Below are 21,651 nucleotides of genomic sequence, written 5' to 3'. Positions count from 1 at the left end.
CCGGGCAGATCACGTCAAAGACAACCCGGCACAGCGTCAGTCAAACCCACCTGCGCGGTAACGCTCTTCCGTCATCAATGTCAGACCCCGTGGCTAGGTTCGGGGTATGGGTTGGCGCGGGATTGTGGACCGGCGGGCGATGGTCGCCAAGTTCGACGCGCTGCAGACCGCGCTGGATGAGGTTATCGAGCTGGAATTCGAGGCGTTGACGACGCCGGAACGGTTGCGGCTGTTGGAGCGTCTGGAGCGGATACGCCGATGCCTGCCGGCGGCGGAACACCCCTTGGTCAACCAGCTCGCCGAACAGTCCAGTGAGCAGGAACTGGGCGGACGGCTTTCGCACGCGTTGGCCGACCGGCTGCGTATCAGCCGCGCCGATGCCGCCCGCCGCATCCGAGAGGCCGCCGAACTGGGACCGCGCCGCGCGCTGAATGGCGAACCGCTCGCGCCGGTGTTACCCGCGACGGCGGCCGGGCAGCGCCGCGGGCAGATCGGAGCCGGGCAGGTGGCGGTGATCCGGCGGTTTTTCGGTCAGTTGCCCGACTGGGTGGATGTGGCAACCCAGGACTGCGCCGAGGCGCATCTGGCGAAACTGGCCGCCCAGTACCGCCCCGATCAGCTGGGTACGCTGGCCGACAAGCTGGCGGACTGCCTGAACCCCGACGGCAACTACACCGACGAGGATCGGGCCCGACGGCGGAGCCTCACCCTGGGTAACCAAGACCCCGACGGGATGAGCCCGATCCGGGGCTGGGTCACCCCCGAACTGCGTGCCGGCCTGGAGGCAGTGCTGGCCCGCTAGGCCGCTCCCGGTGTGTGCCACCCCGACGATCAGACGCCCGTCGTCGATGACACACCCGGCGAGCACGCCATTGGCCGCGATACTCGCTCGACCGGTCAGCGCAACCACGACGCGCTCAACGCTGTCGTGCGCGCGATCCTGGCGTCGGGGCAGCTGGGACAACACAACGGGCTACCGGCCACCATCATCGTGTCCACGACATTGGCCGATTTGCAGGCCGGCTCCGGCCAGGCGCTCACCGCGGGAGGCAGCCTGCTCCCGATGAGCGATGTCATCCGGCTGGCCCGCCACGCCCATCACTACCTGGCCATCTTCGACAAGGGGCGTCCGATCGCGCTCTATCACACCAAACGCCTGGCCTCGCCGGGACAACGAATTGTGTTGTACGCCAAGGACCGTGGCTGCAGCTTCCCGGGATGCGATGTGCCTGGCTATTTTTGCGAAGTCCATCATGTCACCGACTTCGCCACCTGCCGCACCAGCAATGTCGATGACCTGACGTTCGGGTGCGGGCAGCATCATCCGCTGGTCAAGCCCGGCGGCTGGAAAACCCGCACACTGGCCACCGGGGACACCGAATGGATACCGCCACCGCATCTCGACCACGGCCAGCCGCGCACCAACAGCTTTCATCATCCCGAAAAGCTGCTCCGCGGCGACGAAGACGATCCTTGACGCGGTACACACCGGGACGGCGCCGTTGACAATGAATCGAACCCATGTTCGAATTGAGGGATGCGGTGGGCGACCCAAGGTGTCGACGTCGACGACGGAGCACTGCCCGGGCTGCAGCGGCTCGGGCTGGTGCGCAGTGTGCGCACTCCGCAGTTCGACGGCCTGACCTTCCACGAGGTGCTGTGCAAGTCGGCGCTCAACACAGTTCCTGAGGCCGCCGCGCTGCCGTTCCGCTACACCGTCAACGGGTATCGGGGCTGTTCGCACGCCTGCCGCTACTGCTTCGCCCGTCCGACGCACGAATACCTCGAGTTCGACTGCGGCACCGGCTTCGACACGCAGATCGTCGTCAAAACCAATGTCGCCGAGGTGCTGCGCCGCGAGCTGCGCCGGCCGTCGTGGCGGCGTGAGACCGTTGCCCTGGGCACCAACACCGATCCCTACCAGCGGGCCGAGGGCCGATATGCACTGATGCCCGGGATCATCGGTGCGCTGGCAGAATCCGGAACGCCGTTTTCCATCCTCACCAAGGGAACCCTGCTGCGCCGCGATCTTGCACTGATTTCTCAAGCATCACAACAGGTTTCAGTGTCACTGGCGGTGTCGTTGGCGATCGCGGACCCACAGCTGCACCGTGACGTCGAACCCGGAACACCCACGCCACACGCGCGGCTGGGCCTGATCAGCGCGATCCGCGCGGCCGGACTGGGCTGCCATGTGATGGTCGCACCAGTGCTGCCGTACGTGACCGACAGCGCGGAGCATCTCGACGAGCTGCTGGGCCGGATCGCGGCCGCCGGCGCCACCGGTGTGACGGTGTTCGGGCTGCATCTGCGCGGCTCGACCCGCGGATGGTTCCTGTCCTGGCTGGCGCGTTCGCGTCCCGAATTGGTTGGCCGGTACCGCGACCTATACCGGCGCAGCGCCTACCTGCCTCGGGACTATCGCGACGAGTTGAGACAGCGGGTCGCGCCGCTGATCGCAAAATACCGGCTATCGGGCGACCACCGGCCGGTGACGATGGCGCCGGCGGTGGCAGCACCGCCGGCACCGGTCCAGCCTGCACTGTTTTGAGGTGTGACGCGGCGAAACTCCCGGCCCCGCGCGACTTTCACGGCCCGTCTCCTGTCCTGGTCGACGGCATCCTCGGTCAGCGGCGTCCCCCCGATCACACAACGTTTCCTATGGTGTTCAGTTATCAGGCACGACGATCCAGGAGCCCCGATGGCAACCACGTTTTCCGATGCCAAATCCGAGTTAATGCGCCGCGCCCAGGAGAGCCTGGCCGCCAACGTCACCGATTCGGGGCTGACGATCCGGCAGAAGGTGGCACTGACGTGTCGGGTGCTGTTCGACGCCGGCCATGACTCGGGTCTGGCCGGTCAGATCACCGCCCGCGCCGACGAGCCCGCGACCTACTACACCCAGCAGCTGGGGCTGGGATTCGATGAGATCACCGAGGACAATCTGCTGCTCGTCGACGAGGATCTGCACGTGCTCGACGGTCAGGGCATGGCCAATCCCGCCAACCGTTTCCACAGTTGGATTTACCGCGCCCGTCCGGATGTCACCTGCATCGTGCACACCCATGCCTTTCACGTGGCGGCGTTGTCGATGCTGGAAGTGCCGCTGATCGTTGCGCACATGGACACCACACCGCTATACGACGACTGCGCGTTTCTCGCCGAATGGCCCGGGGTGCCGGTGGGTAACGAGGAGGGGGAGATCATCAGCGCCGCCCTCGGCGACAAAAAGGCCATCCTGTTGGCTCACCACGGCCAGGTGGTGGCCGGGGCCAGCGTCGAGGAAGCCTGTTCGCTGGCACTTTTGATCGAGCGCGCGGCCAGGTTGCAGCTGGCCGCGATGGCGGCGGGCACGGTCAAAGAACTGCCTGAGCGGCTGGCCCGTGAGGCCCACGACTGGACGTTGACACCGCAGCGCAGCCGGGCGAACTTCGCCTACTACGCGCGTCGCGCGCTGGCCCGGCACCCCGATGTGCTGCGCAGCTGACCACGAAGGAGCCCGCCCGTGTCCGAACCCGCTACGCCCCCCATCCACGGCATCATCGCCTACCCGGTGACGCCGTTCTCTGCGGGCTCAGACACCGTCGACACCATGACACTGACGGCGCTGATCGAGCGGCTGATCGCCGCGGGGGTCCATGCGATCGCCGCGCTGGGCAGCACCGGCGAGCTGGCCTATCTCGACGAGCGCGAGTTCGACACCGTGGTCGACACGACGATCGCCGCGGCCGACGGCCGGGTGCCCGTCATTGTCGGCGTCTCCGACTTGACCACTGCCAACACGATCCGGCGTGCCCGCTACGCCGAAAAGGCTGGAGCCGATGCGGTGCAGGTGATCCCGGTGTCGTATTGGAAACTCAGCGAGCGGGAGATACTCGGGCATTACACCCGGGTCGGCGCGGCCATCGGCATCCCGATCATGGCCTACAACAACCCGGCCACCAGCGGGGTGGACATGAGTCCCGAGCTGCTGGTGCGCATGTTCGATACGGTCGACAACCTCACCATGGTCAAGGAGTCCACTGGTGAGCTGTCGCGGATGCGCCGCATCGCCGAGCTGAGCGGCGGGCAGTTGCCGTTTTACAACGGCAGCAATCCGTTGGTGCTCGACGCGTTGCGGGTCGGCGCGGCGGGCTGGTGCACGGCGGCACCCAACCTGCGGCCGCAGCCGTGCCTGGATCTGTACACCGCGGCGCGCGCCGGCGAGTGGGACACGGCGCACACGATTTACACCGACCTCAAACCGCTGCTGCAGTTCATCGTCAGCGGTGGTTTACCCACCACCGTCAAGGCCGGGCTGGATCTGCTCGGGTTCCCCGTCGGGGATCCGCGTCTTCCGCTGCTGCCGCTCGAGGCTGAGGACCGCGCCGAACTGCGCAGACTGCTCACCGTGGGCTAAGCCGGCGCGCTATGCCCACCGGCCCGGGTTTCCGGCCCGCATCGCGTTCTCAGCTACCTCTCAGGTCTGCGTGCGGTGTCGATAAGGACAGGCACGGGGTGGCGGCTGCGGGCTGAGCGCCGGACATGTGGCGATTGCCGCTGAGGAATGCGGCCATATTAGAGGCCTGTCTTATTGGTCGCCAGCTATCGTTCAGGCCGATCATACTACCGCTCGGAATATTAGGTAGCGCTGTAAAAGGCTCTGCAGCAGAGATATTTCCACATAGCAGCATCAGCGGCGGGGGCCGATCTGCTCAAGTCCAGCAAACTACCTATGTGGATACGGTGACCGCATGAGACGAGCATTCTCAGCGTCACCCGAAGCCGCACTCGTTGCTCAGGTGTTGGTCAGATTGCGCGACGCGCCGGTATTGTCGCCGACCAACCATATTGTTTGCCTATCAGATTATTCTCATGTAGTCTCGCCGGAGTTGTTCGCCTGTTTACCCGTGGAACGTCGTGGAAGGAAACGAGGATGCGGGTTGCTCCGCGCGCTGTCATTGCCGCCAGTGCCGCCGTCACCCCGGCGGTACTGCCGCCAGGGGCGCTGCAGCAGCGCGACGTCCAGCTCACCGCGGGAGCCGACCTCACCGGTCTGGTGAGCGACGCCAGTCAGATGGTCAACGCCATCACCGAAGCGGGCGGATCGTCGTCGGGCCTCATCGGTGAGCTGCTGAGTCCGGCGAGCAGCCTGGGCGACTCTGCCCCCTACGCGCTGGTCGGGCCGCTACAGCTGTTCGCGGACACCCTCGCCAATTCCAGCAGTTTGGCCGATATGGCGCTGGCGGGCCCATTTATCCTCGAGCAGATTCTGACCAACCAGATCGGCTACGCCACCAGCCTGGCCACTGCGGCCGAAGATTCGGCCACGAGCGTCGTCAACTATTTCAGCACCGACTTCATACCCGCCCAACAAAGCGCCCTGTCTGACCTGATGTCCCTCGACACGTTCCAGACCGGGTTTTACAGCTTCTTCTGGTCCAACCCCGTCCTCACTCCGCTGCTGGAGGCTGCTACTCCGTTGTTGATGGCGGTCCCGCAGGTCGTCGAGGCGTCGCTGAAGAATCTGGAAGCTGCGGCCACAGCGTTCTTCCAAAGCCAGATCTTCGCCGCACTTGGCCTGATCGACCCGCCGGGCAGCCTGGTGAACGCCACCGGGGGAATCCTGGCCGACCTGATCGCGGCGATGCAGACCGCAAATCCGCTGGCGTTTGCCGAAACGGTTGTCCTGGCCCCGACCACCCTGGTCGACGCCTTTCTCAACGGGGACAGCTCGAATCCGGGCGTTCTCTATCCGGGTCTCGGCGGGTTGATTTATGGGTTGTTGGAGGTACGTAACGCTGTCGCCGAGGCAATCACGCCGACGTCGACCAGCGCCGCCGCCGCATTGGACCCCTCCGCGGCGCTCAGCGACCTCAGCGCGGCGCTGAACCCGACGGATTTGGGCTCGCTGCTGAACCCCGCTGATTTCGCGGCGCTGTTCGACCCGGCGGGGCTGGCCTCATCGCTGGCCGGGCTCGCAGCGGAGCTTCCCGCGATGCTGCCGGCCCTGATCCCCTGACGCGCGCCCCGGTGGGCTCGGACCCGCAGCGGTGGGCCCGGACCCGCGGCGCGACCCTGACCGACACCGCAATGATGCTCGCACAGCAGTCACGGCGGCGTTGCGTTCAGGATTGCGTTCAGGAGTTGTCAAGCGCGGGCCGTCGCACACCACCGAAGTGAGATCCGAAAGTCATTGCGGCGCAGGCGGTGCTGGGCGTGCCCTGCTGATTGAGCTCATTGCGCGGTCATTGTTTCTCGATGACGTGGCGTCAGCCTTGTTCAGCGGACCGCTGCTGCAGCGCTGAGGCGAGTGTGACGAGCCCGGCGATTTTGATCGCCGCCGCCAGCTTGTCGGTGGTGACGCCATTGTCGGGTTGGGGCGGGCCGTGCCATTCGGCCAGGGTCTCGAGGGTGCGGTCGAGGAACTGCTGTTTGCACAGTCCGCGCTGGATCTTGCCACTCGACGTGGTGGGGATCCGCATCGGCCCGACCAGGATCACCGATCGTGCCGTGATCCCGTGGTGGTCGGAGAGTGCGGCCTGGATAGCGTCGACCATTTCGGTGAGTTCGGCCTGACCGATACGATCGCGGTTAACCTCCTGCACAATGACGAGCTGGTCGGCGGCGCCCTCGGCGGGTGGGGTCGCAAACACCGCGCCGCGGCCTGACATAAACGCCGGGTGGCAGTTTTGCACGGTTTCCTCGATGTCATTGGGGTAGTAGTTGCGGCCGCCGATGACGACGAGGTCTTTGCATCGCCCGGTGACAAACAGTTCGCCGCCGCGCAGGAAACCCATATCGCCGGTGCGCAGGAACGGGCCCTCCCCGGTGTCGGCCACCGTCGCCGCGAAGGTGCGCTCGGTGTCCTCGGGCCGGTTCCAATAACTTTGGGCAACACTGGGTCCGGTGATCCAGATCTCCCCGACCTCATCGGGCCCGCGGCGCAGGCGGGTCTCCGGGTCCACGATGACGATGTGCTGTCGGGGCCGGCCGCACCCCACCACTGCTGCAGCGGCCGGATCATCCGGCGGGGTCTCGGCGACGCGGTCCTCGCCCAGCGCGTTGCGATCGATGTGGACAACCGTCGGCAGCGCCGTGCGCCGTCCACCGGATACCATCAGCGTGGCCTCCGCCAATCCGTAGACTGGGGAAAAGGTTTCGGGCCGGAAACCGGCCGGGGCGAACGCGTCGGCGAACGCCGTCAGGGTGGCCTCGCGCACCGGCTCGGCGCCATTCATCGCGGTGGACAGGCTGGACAGGTCGAGGGCGGCGCGCTCGGCCGGGCTGCTGTGCTCGACACACAAGTCGTAAGCGAAGTTCGGCGCGGTGGTGATGGTGCCGCGATATCGGGAGATGGCTTCCAGCCAGCGCAGCGGGCGCTTGATGAACGCCGTCGGCGACATCAGCATGGTGGTGCGTCCGACGTACAGGGTGGACAACACGCCACCGATGAGACCCAAGTCATGGTGAGGCGGCAGCCAGTACACACCGATTCCATACTCGTCAGCGCGGGTGGTTTGACGGATGGTTTCCAAGTTGTGCACAAGGTTGCGGTGGGTGAGCACAACGCCCCTCGGCGAGCCGGTGGAGCCGGAGGTGTACTGGACCATGGCGACAGCGTCCGCGTCGATGTCGGGCGCCACCCAGTGCTCGGCGTCGTCCGCGTCGGTGGTAAACCACTGCAGGGGCCGCTTCGCGGCGAGAAGGTCGACGGCGGCCCGCACCTCGGGTGGTGTCTCGGGGGTGGTGAGTGCGAAGCCGGCTTGGGCGTCGGGGACGACCGATCGTAGCCGCGGTGCGAGCCGCTGATGTACCGGCACGGCAACCGCACCGGCGTAGACGCACCCGAAAAAGGCGGCGATGCAGTCCAGTCCCGGGCGGCATATCACCAGCACCCGCTCACCGGCGGCACCGTGTTGTTGCAGCCGCGATGCGATCGCTCGTGCCTTGTTTTCCAGCTCGCGATAGGTCAGCTGGGTGCTGTCTACCCCATCGCCGTAGTAGGAGAAGCTGAACGCCACCTTGTCGTGGTAAAGGCCAGCCCGTTCCTGCAGCAGATCCACCAGAGTCAGCGCGGTCATTTGCTGTCGCGTCTCGTTCGCTGGGGTCGTCGCCTGCCGCGCCGACAGGTGCCGACTAGAACAGAGCGAGCAGGCCGTTGAGGATATGCTCCGGCAGCGCTGCCAGTTCAGCCATCCCGCCGCTCAGCAGAGCCGTGAGCGAATCGGCAGTGCCGAGGTCGTCCACGTTGAATGCGTTCAGCGCGTCGGTAAACACAGCCGCAGCGCTGCCCGAGTCGCCAGTCGGGATGGTCGGGAAGGTCAGCGTGGACAGTGGGGGAACCGGCGGGTGTCCTTTGGCATCCCAGTTATCGCCGAGCAGCACCCCGACAATCTGGGAGAAGCTCTCCAGTGCGGCAATCGGGCCGACCGGCTCACCGGGAATGGGAACCCCTAGGGCGGTGATGCCGAGGGCGTTGAGCATGGAGCCACCCACAGCAGGGATCGATTGGATGACGTCGCCGGAGCTGTTGTAGAAATCGTACGTTTGCGACACATCACCCGGGGTGAGCAGCCCGCCGAAGGCGTAGCTGAGCGCGGTGATGTCGAAGCTCTTCGGCAACAGCGGTACCAGGAAGTCGAGATTGAGGGTGGCACCGTTGAAGAAAGCGCCCACAAAGTCCGCTGGCGTCGCCAACAGGGCCTGCCACGCTGCCGAGGGGTCATCGGCGGAGAGCGCGGCCATGATCGCCTCGGCGCTGTTGATCAGCGACACCCCGGGGCTGATGATCGGACCCAGGGCGCCGATGAGCATGGCGCTGGCCGGGGACGACAGCACATTGACGATCGTCGTGGCCAAGGCCTGGTCGGACTCGGGTAACTCACCGGGAAGAATTTGCGCGACGAGGCTGTGCAGGCCATTGAGGGTGTGGTCTTGCACTGCAGACAAGGTCGAATCGCTCGCGTCGTACAGCAACAGCGACGACACCACGGTCTGCAGGTTGTCTTTCATATCGACCAGCACGGCGCCTAGCTGCGCCGGATCGTTGATCACATCCCCCAGGTAGGTGACCTGGTTGACAATGGCCTGCTGCAGCCCCACCGCCGGGGCCAGGGCGAAGTTGTCGACGAGCCTCGACGCGTTCGCGGAGGCTTCGTTGACCTGGTCGATCCACGGGGTGAGGAGGTCAATCCCGTCGGCGGTCAGCCGCACCGCCGGTGACTGCATATCGGGCAGAGCGAGTCGAGGCGGCGCCACCGGGGTGAGGGCGATGACACTACCGCCCAGCAACGCCGCGCCGGTCGTGGCGTAGGGGCGAAGAGCTAACTGCATGACCGTGCTCCTCTGCTAGTGATGCCTTCGGCCGTCGTCCAGCAGAAGACGTTAGCGAAAAATATACTTACCTGCAATACATAATTATTAGCAGAATCTCAGTGTCTTCTGTGTTTTGTCTCCAAGCTACGCGGCTATCAGTGCCCCTGCCGCGGTCGGTGTCGCCGACCCACACCCTGCGGCACTCCGAGGGTGCGCCGTCCCTGTTGGCCAAGGCCAGCAAACCTCCCCAGACAACCTAAGGGCGCCGGCACGCTGCCATGGCAGCGATCAGGAGCTCGGCTTTTGTGACCGCGCCGGCCCGGCCGTTGCGCACCGCCGCCAAAAGCCCCTGCACCAAGGGAGCTCACTGGCGACCCGCCCGTGCCGCCTATTGGTGCCTCGGTTGTTGTGGCGAGCGTTCATCAGGGGCTAACGGGTAACCCAGCGAACACCGGAGAAGCGCATGAGATCCGTATCCGCAGAGACTAATTCGACTCCATACTCGATCGCGAAAGCAGCCGACTACGCATCAGGGACCAGGTTTACAGTAATCACGACCTGGCGCAGAATCGTGCACACACCCGCGCGGTGAGGTCGGTCGCAGTTGGAATCAACACCGGGACCACGAGCCAGTCTGTGACGTATCGCCACGCCTCGGCGTCGGAGAGGGGTTTTGGGTGATTCGCGGGTGTGTGGCGATGCGGAGGACTGCCCCGATGCCCAGCTAGAGGTAACATCAGCCACACTTTTCACGATCAAGGTCACAAACTGACAGTCAGTTTTCATTGATGACAATTTTAAGCTCCCTCACAGGTTATGTGCGGCCGCAAGCGCCAGCGACCTGACCGGGGCCGCAGGCTCGAATCGGTTACCTGATCTGAGCACGATGCTGAGTTCAGCCGCCGCCGATCTCAGCGCGGCGCTGAACCTCGGTGATCTCTCAGCGATATTCGACCCGGCGGGCAGGAGCTCGATGCTGAGGGGGTTCGCCGTGGTGGGCGCCCTTCCCGCACACCTGTTGAGCGGGAAGGGCTCCCATTCGGTCGCGTGGGTGCGGGACGCCAACATGTCGTACCGCCCGAGCGCGGAAACATCCAGCGATGCGATGTTCTCAGGTCCGGGCGCGCCGTTGACATGCGCAGGCCTCGCGCCACCGGAGGCTGGGCCGGCGACTGCGAGCTGCCGAGATCAACTCCCGGTCTGTCGTCGCCGCCCAGTCGACGGACTCCGTGGGACTGCTGAACCGCCGTCTGGGGTCTTCCCGGGGTCGCAGACCGTCATCAGGACGATGCGCCGCACGACCCGTTCCCCGCCGGCACCCGACCGGCCCGGGTGTCCGCTGCGCGGCGACACGACGCTCGCAGCTGCGGGTGGCATCGCTGCGACAGCGCCGCGGGCCGTTATCAGCTCGCGTTCAGTATTGTGCGGCGGTGCGGCGAGTCCGGTCACCTGGCCCGCGCGGGGAGAGCGGTCGGCGGGGGTGAGCCGGGGGCGGCCGGCCGATGCCGTTTTCGCCGCGCCGCCAGCGGGCGGCAGCCGTTGCAGACATCACCGGCTATGTCGAATGGTGTTGTCTGACACGTGTTTTGACGCGACGAGTCGTGCGGGACGGGTGTGCAGAATCGGCGCCCCGGCAGCCGGCCATGGTCATGGTCCGGTCGAGGTCGCTGCGGGCGAGCAACCGGGTAACAGTGTCAACTCGGGTATGCAGCAGCCTCACAGTTCACAAGAAAATGTGTGTTGCGTCTCAGCTTACTCTTGGGTAATGTCCGATGCGCGTTTGCGCGTTCGCACCCTGCCACAGCGATCAAAGGACATGTCGTATGGAACTTGCTCTGCGCCCGTATGTCACCGCCGGTGTCGGCGTCGCGGCCGCCGGCCTGATTGCCGTCACACCCGTGGCGGGTCCGTCGCTGGAGCTGCAGCAGCGCGCGGTACAGCTCACCTCGGCGGCGGCCGATGTCCTCGGCGGCGCAAGCGCCGCTGACCTGGGCACGTTCACCAACCCCATCACCGAGTGGTTGGACGTCTTTTCGACGACCGCCGACAACCTGCAGAAGCTGGCCGACATCGTCCTGGCCGACCCGTTTCCCATCATGTCGCAGATCCTGAGCAACCAGCTTGGTTACGCCGATACGCTCGCCGGCGGGCTGGAATCGGCCAGCAGCGGCCTGGCGGCGTTTGCCGATGGGCTGCCGGCCGTGCTGCAGACCGCGTTGGGTGATATCGCCTCGGGCCAGATCCTCACCGGGGTCGGCGACATCTGGAACTACGCGGTCTCGTTCGGGAAGGGCGGCCTGCTGATCCCGATCAACGACCTGTTCACCGCGACGGAGTCGGTCGCCGAGGGGATGGCGGGCAATGCCGACAAGTTCGTCGATGCCCTCTTCACCGGCAACCCGACTATCAGTGACCTTATCCCGGAGCTTGCCGGGACGACCAGCCCGCTGGGTCTGAGCCTGGCCTCGGTGATCTTCCCGGTGCACGCCGGTCTCGCGGAATCGGCGACCCTGGCCCAGGACATCGTCACCGCCATGCAGGACGGGCAGTACCTGACCGCGCTGAGCGATATCGTCAACGCCCCGGCGTATGTCACCGACGCCATCCTCAACGGCACCACGGCCACTTTCGGGCCCAGCGAGTTGATCGGCGTCCTAGGCTTCCCCGGCAGTGGCCTGCTCACCTCCACCACGTTGCCGTCGCCGTTGCCGTTCGGCAGCGGTCTTTTCCCGGCCCTGGAGAAAGACGGCACGATTTTCGCGCTGCTGTGGGCGCGGCTGGCCCTCGCCCACGCGATCGAACCGGCGCACAGCGCGGCCGCGAGCGCCAGCGACCTGACCGGGGCCGCGGGCTCGAGTGGGTTACCGGATCTGAGCACGATGCTCAGTTCGGCCACCGCCGATCTCAGCGCGGCGCTGAACCTCGGTGATCTCTCAGCGATATTCGACCCGGCGGGCATGAGCTCGATGCTGAGCGGGTTCGCTGCGGATATCCCCACCATGCTGCTGGGCCTGATCCCCTGACCGGCCGAGGCGGTGGGCGTCCTTCCCGCTCACCAGGTGTGCGGGAAGGACGCCCATTCGGTCGGGTGTGATCGCGTGGGCGCGGGACGCCGACATGTCGTAGCGCCGAGTGCGGAAACCTCCCGCGGTGCAGTGCTCTCAGGTCCGGACGCGCCGTTGACATGCGCAGGCCTCGCGCCACCGGAGGCCGGGCCGGCGACTGCGAGTTGCCGAGATTAACTCACCGTGGGGTCGTGGTGTTTCCCCGAATTTCCGCTAAGTTCACTCCCTGTGGTTTGTGCGAGCCTAGTATTCTGACAGGGCTGTAACCGTATTCTGACAGGCCTGTAACGATTGCTCGCCCTGTCACAACTTCAAGAGTGGTGACGCGAAACGCCGTCGGTCACAGAGCTTGACGGCATCGTTGAAGGAGGAAAGCCCATGTCGTTTGTGGTCACTAATCCGCAGACGCTGACGGCGGCGGCCGGGAATATGCAGGATCTCGGTGTGGCGATGGCTGCGAACAATGCAGCCGCGGCCGGGCCGACGACCGGTGTGGTTCCCGCTGCGGCCGACCCGGTGTCAGCGTTGACCGCGGCTCAATTCGCCGCGCACGCCCAGATGTATCAGGCGGTCAGCGCACAGGCCGCAGCTATCCACGAACAGCTCGTGGCCACGCTGGGCTCCAACGCCGGCGCCTACGAGATGACGGAAGCCGCCAACGCCACCGTGACCGGCTGACGGGGGAGCAGGCTGTGAGCGTTTTTGCCGGATGGCCGCCGGAGGTTATCTCAGGGATGATGTACTCCGGTCCGGGGTCGGGGCCGATGATGGCTGCCGCAGCAGCCTGGGACAGCTTAGCCGCCGATTTGACCGCGGTGGCGAACTCCTACCAGTCGGTGATTGCCGGGCTGACCGGCGCGTGGCAGGGCCCGTCGTCGGCGTCGATGACGGGTGCGGCCCAGGCGTATTTGTCCTGGCTCACCGGCACCGCAGCGCAGGCCGAGCAGGCGGCAGCCCAGGCCAAGGCCGCGGGGACGGCGTTTGAGACGGCGTTTGCGGCCACGGTGCCGCCGCCGGTGATCGCAGCCAACCGCGCCCAGTTGGCGGCCTTGATCGCGACGAACTTCTTCGGGCAGAACGCCGCCGCCATCGCGGCCACCGAGGCCCAGTACGCCGAAATGTGGGCCCAAGACGTCGCAATGATGACCAGCTACGCGCTCTCCTCAGCCGAGGCGACGATCCTGCAGGCCTTCAGCGCCGCCCCGCAAGTGGCCAGCGGCGCGCTGAGTGCTCTGCAGGCCGCGGTCAGCCAGGCCGTCGGCGCGGCCAGCCAGGCGGCCGGCGCGTCGAATATCCTGGGGTCGCTTCCACAGCTGGTGCCGACCGCGCTGACCCAGCTGGCGACACCCACCGCGGCAGCAGTGGAGTCGACGGGCGGGTCTTCGTTCCTGTCGACGGTGCTGACCGATCTGGGTCTGGGCTCACTGGCATCGGCCATCTCCAGCTCGGGTCTGGGCTCAGTGTTGAGCGGCGTGCCGACGACGGCGCTGATGCTGCCGATCTACGTCGCCTATTACGGGGCGATGATGTCGACCATCCCCGCCCGGATGTTCATGAGCGCGGGCAGCTCGATGGGCGCGATGTCGAATATGTCAGGGATCAGCGGAACATTGCTGAACTCGGTAGGCCAACTCGTCGACGGCAAGTTCCAGGCGATCGTGGCCAGTGTGGGCAACCAGCTCAAATCCTGGGGATCGGCGGTCACCGCGCAACTGGCCCACGCGACGTCGGTGGGCGGGCTCTCGGTGCCCCAGGCCTGGTCGGCCGCAGCCCCGGCGATGACCCGGGCCGCCCCGGTGCTGCCGAACGCCAGCGTCGCGACCCCGGCACTGGCGCCGCAGGCGTCGTCCATGCCCGGCGGTCCGTTCGGTCAGGCGCTCATGGGCGCACTGAGCGGGCGCGGCCTGGGCAGTATCGCCGCCAAAGCGCCCAAAGTGGTGCCCCGCTCACCCGCCGGCGGATAGTGGGAGGGCGATGCCGTTGCAGCACAACGTGATCAACACACATCGGATTCAAGGTAAGGAGTGAGTAGGGTGCCTGCGCGTTTTATGACGGATCCGCATCAGATGCGGGCGATGGCTGGGCGTTTTGATGTGCACGCTCAGACGGTGGAGGATGAGGCCCGCAAGATGTGGGCGTCGTCGCAGAATATTGCCGGTGCCGGGTGGAGCGGGACCGCGCAGATGACGTCGTATGACACGATGGGTCAGATGCATCAGGCGTTTCGCAACATTGTGAATATGTTGCATGGGGTGCGTGATGGGCTGATTCGTGACGCGAATAATTATGAGGCTCAGGAGCAGGCCTCTCAGCAGTTGTTGAGCAGCTAGGGCAGAGGAGTTTTGGGTTATGACGATTAATTATCAGTTTGGTGATGTGGATGCGCATGGCGCCACGATTCGTGCTCAGGCGATGGCGTTGGAGGCTGAGCATCAGGCGATTGTGCGTGATGTGCTTGCGGCTGGGGATTTTTGGGGTGGTGCCGGTTCGGCGGCTTGCCAGCAGTTCATCACCGAGTTGGGTCGCAACTTTCAGGTGATCTACGAGCAGGCCAATGCCCATGGTGCCAAGGTGCAGACCGCCGGCTCCAATATGGCCGACACCGACGCCGCCGTCGGCTCCAGCTGGGCCTGACCTGATCAGCCGCCAACACCCCGGGCCGATGCAAGGCCCGGGGTGTTGGCGACTTTCGTTGCGGCAACGCAATTCGTCGATGAGCTGAACCGCGCATCATCGACGGCGTCACCGGTGTCAGCAGCGCGGGCCGGGTAGCGCGTGGGTGCGAGCCGCAAGTGTTGTCGATGAACCCGGCGGCCCTGTGGTGATGACGCGCGAACGCGTTGGGTACATTGCGGGGGTGCAGGTACACAAGACGGTGGTTGGTGTCATGTGCGCGGGGTGGCTGGCTGCGTGTTCGACAAGCCACTCGGCGCACCCGCCCGACATCGCCAAGCTGTTCACGGTCAAGTCCACCTTCGGTCCGGAGTATCGGGTCACAACCAAGGGGCCGAGCGGGATTGACCCCAATATGGCGGGGCCGCAGAAGCTTCCCCCGGGAGTGAAATTCGATCCGCCGGGCTGCGCCGACTACGCGGCGAGCCGGCGGTTGCCGCTCGGGCTGCAAGGCAAGATGGCGGTCCTGGCCGCCGACGGGAACGGCAACAGGTTTTACTCGATCGCCGTTCTGGCCAACGAAGCCGTGCCGTTCAACGGAATTCCGGACAATTGCAAACATGTCACGTTCGACGCCGGCAAGATCAGCGGTGTCATCGACGCGGTGGACGCCCCGCGAATCAACGGTGCCCAAACGGTGGGCACCCATCGGCAGATTCAGGCAAACGCCGCCGGAAAGTCGGTGTCCCGCGAGGTTTACAACTACGCCGCCTATCTGGGTGATCTGGTTGTGATGGTCAGCGTCAACCCGGTGGCGGCTCGCGATCAGCCGCCCCCCGTCATCGACGTCGAGCGTGCTCGCCGGCTGCTGACCGACTCGGTGTCAGCCATCCGCGGGTGAGCAGAGTGTCTACCACGCGGCTAGCGCCGCACAGGCTCCCAGGATGATGGTGGACGCGTAGTTGGCGGCATTCGCCAGATGGTTGTCCGGCGGGGTGTAGGTCGGCACAGCCAGAACGAAGGCCCGGCGATACTGGGCGGACAGTTCGGCGAAATCCTGGAATATGGGGTTTCCGCTGCGCCGGCCCAGCTGTTCCAGCTTGCTGGCATAGGTGTTCATCAGAGACGCTGCCGCGTAGTTGGTCGCCTTCTGCTCCGGGTTCCACAACATCGCGGGAATGCGGGGATCGATCTTTTGCCAGTCGGCGGTTTGGCGGCCGAACTGATCCAGCGCCGCTTTCCACTCGGCGCACACGGGTGTGGGGCTGGTGAGGAAGCTTTGCGGATTCGCCGGGTTGCCCAGCGGCGCGATCTGCGACGGGGCGGCCACCGGCGGAACCATCGGGCCCCGTGCCGCGGCGGAACCATCGGTAATCGCGGCGCAGATCGCCCCCAACGCAGACGACGCACTGTTGGCGGTGCCCGCCAAATTGTTGTCCGCCGGAGTGTATTTCGGGATACGTTCGGAATAGGCGCGCGCGTAGGCGATGAACTGCTCGTAGAGTTCGCGCATGACGCGATGCGGTGTCAACTTGGCCAGCCCCACGGTCTGCGCGGCGGCGCTGCGCATCGCCTGCGCCGCCGCCATGAACTTGCCGCGCTGCTTATCCGTCCACGCTGAGGCCGGCACCGACAGATCCCGGTCGTTCCACAGCAGTTCCCCGCCGGATGCGAGGTCGTTGTGGATGGACGTCCATGCGCCGCAGCTGGGATCTTCGGTGATCACCGCGACCGGTCCGGTGTCGTTTGCGCTGGCGATGCCCGACGCCGCGTCGGACCCCGTCTTCGACGGTGCATTCGCGGCCGGGTCTCGGTCGGAACCGCCGCTCAACAGTAACGTCACCGCGAGGGCGGTAGCCACCACCGCGATGAGAGTCACCGCCCCCAACGCCCATTTGAGGTTGTTACCCCGCGATCGTGACTCGCGCTCAGATGCCACGCTGTCCAGCCTAAAGCACCCGAGCGGTGAGCCGTCGAGGTTCCGGCCGTCCGGTCGATCACCGCAGCGGTGACGAACCTAACCCAGGTCATAGGTGGCGAACGTGTCGCACTTGTTGGGATCACCCGTCTGATAGCCCACGGTGAACCACTTCTGCCGCTGCGCTGACGAACCATGCGTCCACGACTCCGGGTTGACGTGTCCGGTCACCGACTGCTGGATGCGGTCGTCACCCACCGCCGCCGCCGCCGACAACGCGTCGTGGATATCCTTGTCGCTCAACGGCTCCAGGAACGGCACCCCGGTGCTCTCCTGTTTGACCGTTGCCGCATAGTGCGCCCACACCCCGGCATAGCAATCGGCCTGCAATTCGGTGCGCACACCGCTGCCCTGCGCGCCCTGGGCACCCTGCTGGGCGCGGCCCAGCAGGCCCTCCACGTTCTGCACGTGGTGGCCGAATTCGTGGGCCACCACATACTCCTGCGCCAACGGCCCACCGCTGGAACCGAATTCGTCTTTCAGCACCTCAAAGAAGTCGGTGTCGAAGTATGCGGTGCGATCCACGGGACAGTAAAACGGCCCGATATCGCTGGTGGCCGGCCCGCAGCCGGTGTCCACCCGCACGCTGAACAGCCGCACCCGGGGGCGGGTGTAACCGGGCATCAGTTGGTGCCAGACGGCGTCGAGCGAATTGCCGGTGGCGACCACGCGGCATTGCACGTATCGGTTGGCGTCGGCCCCGGTCCGGCATTTGTTCACATCGAAACCGGGCGCCACATCGTCTCGCGTGTTGACGGGATGCTGGCTGAGCACATCACCGGGATCGGCGCCAAACAGCAACGCCAGCAGCACGATCAGCAGCCCACCCAGGCCACCGCCGATGGCGATCCCGCGTCCTGCGCCGCCGCCGGACGTCGATGTCGTGGTGGTGTCGATCTGCACACCCTCGTTGAAGGTCATCACACGCCTCCGCTGCGGCTGGTGCTGCTCGGTGACGGGGCCGCCACCGAGGTGGGCGACCTCAGCTTCGCACACTCTGTTGCGCCGCGCCGGCTTTGGCGAACTCTCGGTGTCGGCGCCGGTCTCAGCGGATACCGGGTTGGCGGTGGCGGCGGGCGCCGGGGTCGCCGAATTGTTCAGAGTGTGGTCAGCAGCTCGACGTCGCGCCCCTGCGCAAGGGCGACGACGGCGGTGTCGAAGGTGACGAGACGGACACCCCGGCGGCGGGCGAGCGTCAGCAGGTGTGCGTCGGTCACCTGCCGGTGACCGGCAACCGGCGGCACATCGTCATCGACCATCGACACGTCGTCGGCGAGGAACCGGTGACCCGTGAGGTTGCGCAGGGCCGCTACGACACGTCGCGCCTCAGCGATGGTGATCGGGCTGGCAAGCACCTTTGGGTTGGTCGACACACGCACGAACCCGCTCTCGGTGATCGGGCACGTCGCCCACCCCTCCGATGCGTTGGCCGCAAACCACTCACGGATCCGCACATGGTGAATGTGCGAGTCCCACGCCAGCGCGACCAGCGCGTTGACGTCGAGCAGTGCCATTGCGGCGTCAATCCTCGTCGAGCGCGCGCCGCACCATCTCTGGCGTGATCGGCGGCGTGCCGGGTGGCACGCGAATCACCGGCAGTCCATCAGCGGCGTCGACACGCGCCGGCATGAGGCCTCGGCGCGCCAGCTCGGAGATCACCGCGCCGAGCGAACGGTGCTCGCTCGCGGCGAGTTCACGAGCGGCGGTCATCACGTCGTCGTCGATATTCAGGGTGGTTCGCACCCAATTGATGTTATTGCATCAACGCATCAGGCTGTGTCGCGGCCGGTCTGCGACGCGATGCGGCACCGGTCGGCTCGACGGCGTCACCGCGCGGGTGGCCGCGCTGGCCGATATGATCCGGTCCACGCGGGCGGCGAACCGGCCCACGGACCATCGTGTGCGTGCTCACCGGCAGCGTCCGTGACGCCGCGTTCTGCCGCAGCTCAGCCGGGACCGTCGCTGGCGGCGGCCAGCAGCGGGACCACCACCTCGCTGATCGGGGTGGCCAGGCCGTGCGTACGCGCTTTGCGGATGATGACCCCGTTGCGGATATCCCATTCCAGTGGCCGGCCGGCTTCCCGGTCGGCCAGCATCGACGTGCCCATATCGGCGGGAGCACGGCGGAACATCTCGACCAGCTCCGCGGCCACCTCGTCGCCGAGCCGGGCGCCCTCGGCCCGGGCGGCCGCCAGGCATTCGGCGACATAACGGCGGGCCAGCGCGGCCACATCGGTGCGGCGGAACATCCCCGAGCGCCGCCCGGACAACGCCATGAGGCCGGCGACGGCGTTGGCCAGCAGCTTGCGCCATGCCGCGGTGGTGAAGTCGGGATCGCAGTCCACCGTGCACCCGGCGCTGCGCAGCAGCTCGGCGATCGTCGCCGCAGCAGCTCCAGTCGGCAACACCAGCCGCGCCTCCCCGCGCAACCGCACCCAGCCCTGCGGGTGGGTCTCCGCCGAAAACCACACGATGCCGGGAACAATGGCCGAGGACGGGCAGTGCGGCCGGACCCGCTCGATGTGCTCGACACCGTTTTGCAGCACGGCGACCACGGTGCGCTCGTCGCACAGCCGGGCCAGCCAGCCGCGGGCGGCGTCGTTCTGGGTGGCTTTGACCGCCAGCACGACGACGTCGGCCGCCGTGGTGATCTCGGCGGGATCGGTGCACACCGGCCCGGGCACCACGATCGGGTCGGCGCCGTCGGGCCGCAGTTCGATCTGCTCGCGCGGGGTGCGCCCGCACAGCAGCACCGGATGACCGGCGGCGTGCAGCAATGCGGCGACCGTCGTGCCGACGGCGCCCGGACCGACCAGTGCGATGTGTGTGTCGATGGCACCGAAATTACCGCCTCTAGACTGGTCACTCGTTGCCCCTGAGACGATCCCCTTGAGATGAGGAGTGTGAGTGCTGCGCAGCCACGCCGCGGGCTCGTTGCGGGCATCCGACGCCGGGCAGAAGGTGACACTGGCCGGGTGGGTGGCCCGCCGCCGCGACCACGGCGGCGTGATCTTCATCGATCTGCGCGACGCTTCCGGTGTCGCGCAAGTGGTGTTCCGCGCTGCCGACGTGCTGGCGCAGGCGCATCGATTGCGCACCGAGTTCTGCATCGCCGTCGACGGTGTCGTCGAGATCCGCCCGCGCGGCAACGAGAATCCGGAACTGGCCACCGGCGAGGTCGAGGTGAACGCGACAGTGCTGACCGTGCTGGGCGAGTGCGCGCCGCTGCCGTTTCAGCTTGATGAGCCCGCGGGGGAGGAGTTGCGGTTGAAATACCGCTACCTCGACCTTCGCCGCGACGGACCCGGTTCGGCAATTCGGCTGCGCTCCAAGGTGAATGCGGCCGCTCGCGAGGTGCTCGCACGGCACGATTTCGTCGAGATCGAGACGCCGACGCTGACGCGCTCGACTCCGGAAGGGGCGCGCGACTTTTTGGTGCCGGCCCGGCTGCAGCCGGGAATGTTCTACGCGTTGCCGCAAAGCCCACAGCTGTTCAAACAGCTGCTGATGGTGGCCGGCATGGAACGCTACTACCAGATCGCCCGCTGCTACCGCGACGAGGACTTCCGCGCCGACCGCCAGCCGGAGTTCACCCAGCTCGATATGGAGATGAGCTTCGTCACGGCCGAGGACGTCATCGCGATCTCCGAGGAGATCCTCGCCGCGGTGTGGGCGTTGATCGGCTATCGCCTGCCCACGCCGATCCCGCGGATCAGCTACGCGGAGGCGATGCGGCGTTTCGGCACCGACAAGCCCGACCTGCGTTTCGGACTGGAACTCGTCGAATGCACAGACTTCTTCAGGCACACGGCTTTTCGGGTCTTCCAGGCACCCTATGTCGGTGCAGTGGTGATGCCGGGCGGGGCCGCGCAGCCGCGGCGCACGCTGGACGCTTGGCAGGACTGGGCCAAACAGCGCGGGCACAAGGGCCTGGCCTATGTGCTTGTCGGCCAGGACGGTTCGCTGTCCGGTCCGGTGGCCAAGAACCTGAGCGACGCCGAGCGTGCCGGCTTGGCCGCTCATGTCGGCGCGTCGCCCGGGGACTGTATCTTCTTCTCCGCCGGGCCGGTGAAGGCGTCACGGGCATTGCTGGGCGCGGCCCGCGCCGAAATCGCGCAGCGGCTGGGCCTGATCGACCCGGACGCGTGGGCGTTCGTCTGGGTGGTCGATCCGCCGCTTTTCGAGCCCGCCGATGAGGCCACCGCGGCGGGTGAGGTCACGGTCGGCGCTGGTGCGTGGACAGCGGTGCACCACGCGTTCACCGCCCCCAAGGCAGAGGCGCTGGAGTTCCTGGACAGCGACCCGGGCGCGGTGTTGGCCGACGCCTATGACATCGTCTGCAACGGCCACGAGATCGGCGGCGGCTCTATTCGTATCCACCGCCGCGATATTCAGGAACGGGTGTTCGCGGTCATGGGACTCGACCAGGCCGAAGCCGAAGACAAGTTCGGGTTCCTGCTGGAGGCGTTCCTGTTCGGCGCACCCCCGCACGGCGGCATCGCGTTCGGCTGGGACCGCATCACGGCGCTGCTGGCGGGGGCGGACTCGATCCGCGACGTCATCGCCTTCCCCAAGACCGGCGGCGGTGTTGACCCGCTGACCGGCGCACCCGCCCCGATCACCGCCCAGCAGCGCAAAGAGTCCGGTATTGACGTCAAGCCCACCGGATAGCCGTGACGATCTCCTGGTGATGTGAGA

The 21,651-nt window shown here is 66.4% G+C and carries 18 protein-coding genes and 1 pseudogene; 12 read left to right on the top strand and 7 right to left on the bottom strand.

What is annotated here, in order from left to right:
• Positions 1–106: 106 nt before the first annotated feature.
• The 5 genes and pseudogenes from G6N08_RS17480 (at position 107) to G6N08_RS17460 (ending at position 6,001) form a co-directional block, all read left to right on the top strand.
• A pseudogene (locus G6N08_RS17480) lies at positions 107–1,477 on the top strand (HNH endonuclease signature motif containing protein).
• A gap of 60 nt (positions 1,478–1,537) precedes the next feature.
• Positions 1,538–2,551 carry an Rv2578c family radical SAM protein gene (locus G6N08_RS17475; RefSeq protein ID WP_163759337.1) on the top strand — a complete coding sequence of 338 codons (1,014 nt, stop codon included), beginning with the start codon at positions 1,538–1,540 and terminating at the stop codon, positions 2,549–2,551.
• Positions 2,552–2,701: 150 nt separating this feature from the next.
• Complete coding sequence (locus G6N08_RS17470) at positions 2,702–3,487, top strand: aldolase (protein ID WP_163759335.1); 786 nt, start codon at positions 2,702–2,704, stop codon at positions 3,485–3,487.
• A gap of 18 nt (positions 3,488–3,505) precedes the next feature.
• Positions 3,506–4,399, top strand: coding sequence for a dihydrodipicolinate synthase family protein (locus G6N08_RS17465; protein WP_163759333.1), 894 nt, complete (start codon positions 3,506–3,508; stop codon positions 4,397–4,399).
• Between the two features lie 516 nt (positions 4,400–4,915).
• Positions 4,916–6,001: a hypothetical protein gene (locus G6N08_RS17460; protein WP_163759331.1), complete on the top strand. Its 1,086-nt coding sequence runs from the start codon at positions 4,916–4,918 to the stop codon at positions 5,999–6,001.
• A 250-nt stretch (positions 6,002–6,251) separates the two neighbouring features.
• Here the strand turns inward: G6N08_RS17460 and G6N08_RS17455 are convergent, their stop codons facing one another.
• Together G6N08_RS17455 and gjpA are read right to left on the bottom strand one after the other, a co-directional pair.
• Positions 6,252–8,063 (bottom strand): fatty acyl-AMP ligase, encoded by a 1,812-nt coding sequence (locus tag G6N08_RS17455; protein ID WP_163759328.1) that lies wholly within the window; start codon positions 8,061–8,063, stop codon positions 6,252–6,254.
• A gap of 55 nt (positions 8,064–8,118) precedes the next feature.
• Entirely contained in the window at positions 8,119–9,315 is a 1,197-nt protein-coding gene (gjpA, locus tag G6N08_RS17450; RefSeq protein WP_163759326.1) for an outer membrane porin GjpA, read from the bottom strand.
• A 1,805-nt stretch (positions 9,316–11,120) separates the two neighbouring features.
• On the opposite strand from gjpA, the gene G6N08_RS17445 reads away from it, so the two are divergent.
• The 6 genes from G6N08_RS17445 to G6N08_RS17420 all read left to right on the top strand — a co-directional run bounded on the left by G6N08_RS17445 (position 11,121) and on the right by G6N08_RS17420 (position 15,876).
• Entirely contained in the window at positions 11,121–12,320 is a 1,200-nt protein-coding gene (locus tag G6N08_RS17445) for a hypothetical protein (protein ID WP_163759323.1), read from the top strand.
• 420 nt (positions 12,321–12,740) lie between these two features.
• Positions 12,741–13,040 (top strand): PE family protein, encoded by a 300-nt coding sequence (locus G6N08_RS17440; protein ID WP_163759321.1) that lies wholly within the window; start codon positions 12,741–12,743, stop codon positions 13,038–13,040.
• Positions 13,041–13,054: 14 nt separating this feature from the next.
• Complete coding sequence (locus G6N08_RS21120) at positions 13,055–14,326, top strand: PPE family protein (protein WP_163759320.1); 1,272 nt, start codon at positions 13,055–13,057, stop codon at positions 14,324–14,326.
• A 69-nt stretch (positions 14,327–14,395) separates the two neighbouring features.
• Positions 14,396–14,692, top strand: a complete 297-nt coding sequence (locus G6N08_RS17430; RefSeq protein WP_163757283.1) for a WXG100 family type VII secretion target — start codon at positions 14,396–14,398, stop codon at positions 14,690–14,692.
• Positions 14,693–14,711: 19 nt separating this feature from the next.
• The gene (locus G6N08_RS17425) at positions 14,712–14,996 is read left to right on the top strand and encodes a WXG100 family type VII secretion target (RefSeq protein ID WP_163757281.1); all 285 of its coding nucleotides are present in this window, start codon (positions 14,712–14,714) and stop codon (positions 14,994–14,996) included.
• Positions 14,997–15,219: 223 nt separating this feature from the next.
• Positions 15,220–15,876 (top strand): DUF5642 family protein, encoded by a 657-nt coding sequence (locus G6N08_RS17420; RefSeq protein WP_170301293.1) that lies wholly within the window; start codon positions 15,220–15,222, stop codon positions 15,874–15,876.
• Between the two features lie 9 nt (positions 15,877–15,885).
• Here G6N08_RS17420 and G6N08_RS17415 read toward each other — a convergent pair whose 3' ends face one another.
• The 5 genes from G6N08_RS17415 to G6N08_RS17395 all read right to left on the bottom strand — a co-directional run bounded on the left by G6N08_RS17415 (position 15,886) and on the right by G6N08_RS17395 (position 19,787).
• A complete protein-coding gene (locus tag G6N08_RS17415) occupies positions 15,886–16,914 on the bottom strand; it encodes an ESX-1 system-associated protein (protein WP_163759318.1) in 1,029 nt (342 codons plus the stop codon).
• Between the two features lie 78 nt (positions 16,915–16,992).
• The gene (gene ypfJ, locus G6N08_RS17410; protein WP_163759316.1) at positions 16,993–17,874 is read right to left on the bottom strand and encodes a KPN_02809 family neutral zinc metallopeptidase; all 882 of its coding nucleotides are present in this window, start codon (positions 17,872–17,874) and stop codon (positions 16,993–16,995) included.
• A 176-nt stretch (positions 17,875–18,050) separates the two neighbouring features.
• Positions 18,051–18,467: a TA system VapC family ribonuclease toxin gene (locus tag G6N08_RS17405; RefSeq protein WP_163759314.1), complete on the bottom strand. Its 417-nt coding sequence runs from the start codon at positions 18,465–18,467 to the stop codon at positions 18,051–18,053.
• Positions 18,468–18,474: 7 nt separating this feature from the next.
• Entirely contained in the window at positions 18,475–18,696 is a 222-nt protein-coding gene (locus G6N08_RS17400) for an antitoxin (protein ID WP_163759312.1), read from the bottom strand.
• A 203-nt stretch (positions 18,697–18,899) separates the two neighbouring features.
• Positions 18,900–19,787: an oxidoreductase gene (locus tag G6N08_RS17395; protein ID WP_218033410.1), complete on the bottom strand. Its 888-nt coding sequence runs from the start codon at positions 19,785–19,787 to the stop codon at positions 18,900–18,902.
• Positions 19,788–19,860: 73 nt separating this feature from the next.
• On the opposite strand from G6N08_RS17395, the gene aspS reads away from it, so the two are divergent.
• Positions 19,861–21,624 carry an aspartate--tRNA ligase gene (gene aspS, locus G6N08_RS17390; protein ID WP_163759308.1) on the top strand — a complete coding sequence of 588 codons (1,764 nt, stop codon included), beginning with the start codon at positions 19,861–19,863 and terminating at the stop codon, positions 21,622–21,624.
• Positions 21,625–21,651 lie beyond the last annotated feature (27 nt).

The organism is Mycobacterium botniense (assembly GCF_010723305.1).
Lineage (GTDB): Bacteria > Actinomycetota > Actinomycetes > Mycobacteriales > Mycobacteriaceae > Mycobacterium > Mycobacterium botniense.
The sequence above is the reverse complement of the archived record's forward strand: the minus strand, read 5'-3'. Positions and strand labels throughout refer to the sequence as shown.

Coding starts and splice junctions, on each gene's coding strand:
- G6N08_RS17475 (WP_163759337.1), top strand. CDS start 1,538: ATGCGGTGGGCGACCCAAGGTGTCGACGTCGACGACGGAGCACTGCCC.
- G6N08_RS17470 (WP_163759335.1), top strand. CDS start 2,702: ATGGCAACCACGTTTTCCGATGCCAAATCCGAGTTAATGCGCCGCGCC.
- G6N08_RS17445 (WP_163759323.1), top strand. CDS start 11,121: ATGGAACTTGCTCTGCGCCCGTATGTCACCGCCGGTGTCGGCGTCGCG.
- G6N08_RS17440 (WP_163759321.1), top strand. CDS start 12,741: ATGTCGTTTGTGGTCACTAATCCGCAGACGCTGACGGCGGCGGCCGGG.
- ypfJ (WP_163759316.1), bottom strand. CDS start 17,874: ATGACCTTCAACGAGGGTGTGCAGATCGACACCACCACGACATCGACG.
- G6N08_RS17460 (WP_163759331.1), top strand. CDS start 4,916: ATGCGGGTTGCTCCGCGCGCTGTCATTGCCGCCAGTGCCGCCGTCACC.
- G6N08_RS17455 (WP_163759328.1), bottom strand. CDS start 8,063: ATGACCGCGCTGACTCTGGTGGATCTGCTGCAGGAACGGGCTGGCCTT.
- gjpA (WP_163759326.1), bottom strand. CDS start 9,315: ATGCAGTTAGCTCTTCGCCCCTACGCCACGACCGGCGCGGCGTTGCTG.
- G6N08_RS17425 (WP_163757281.1), top strand. CDS start 14,712: ATGACGATTAATTATCAGTTTGGTGATGTGGATGCGCATGGCGCCACG.
- G6N08_RS17405 (WP_163759314.1), bottom strand. CDS start 18,467: ATGGCACTGCTCGACGTCAACGCGCTGGTCGCGCTGGCGTGGGACTCG.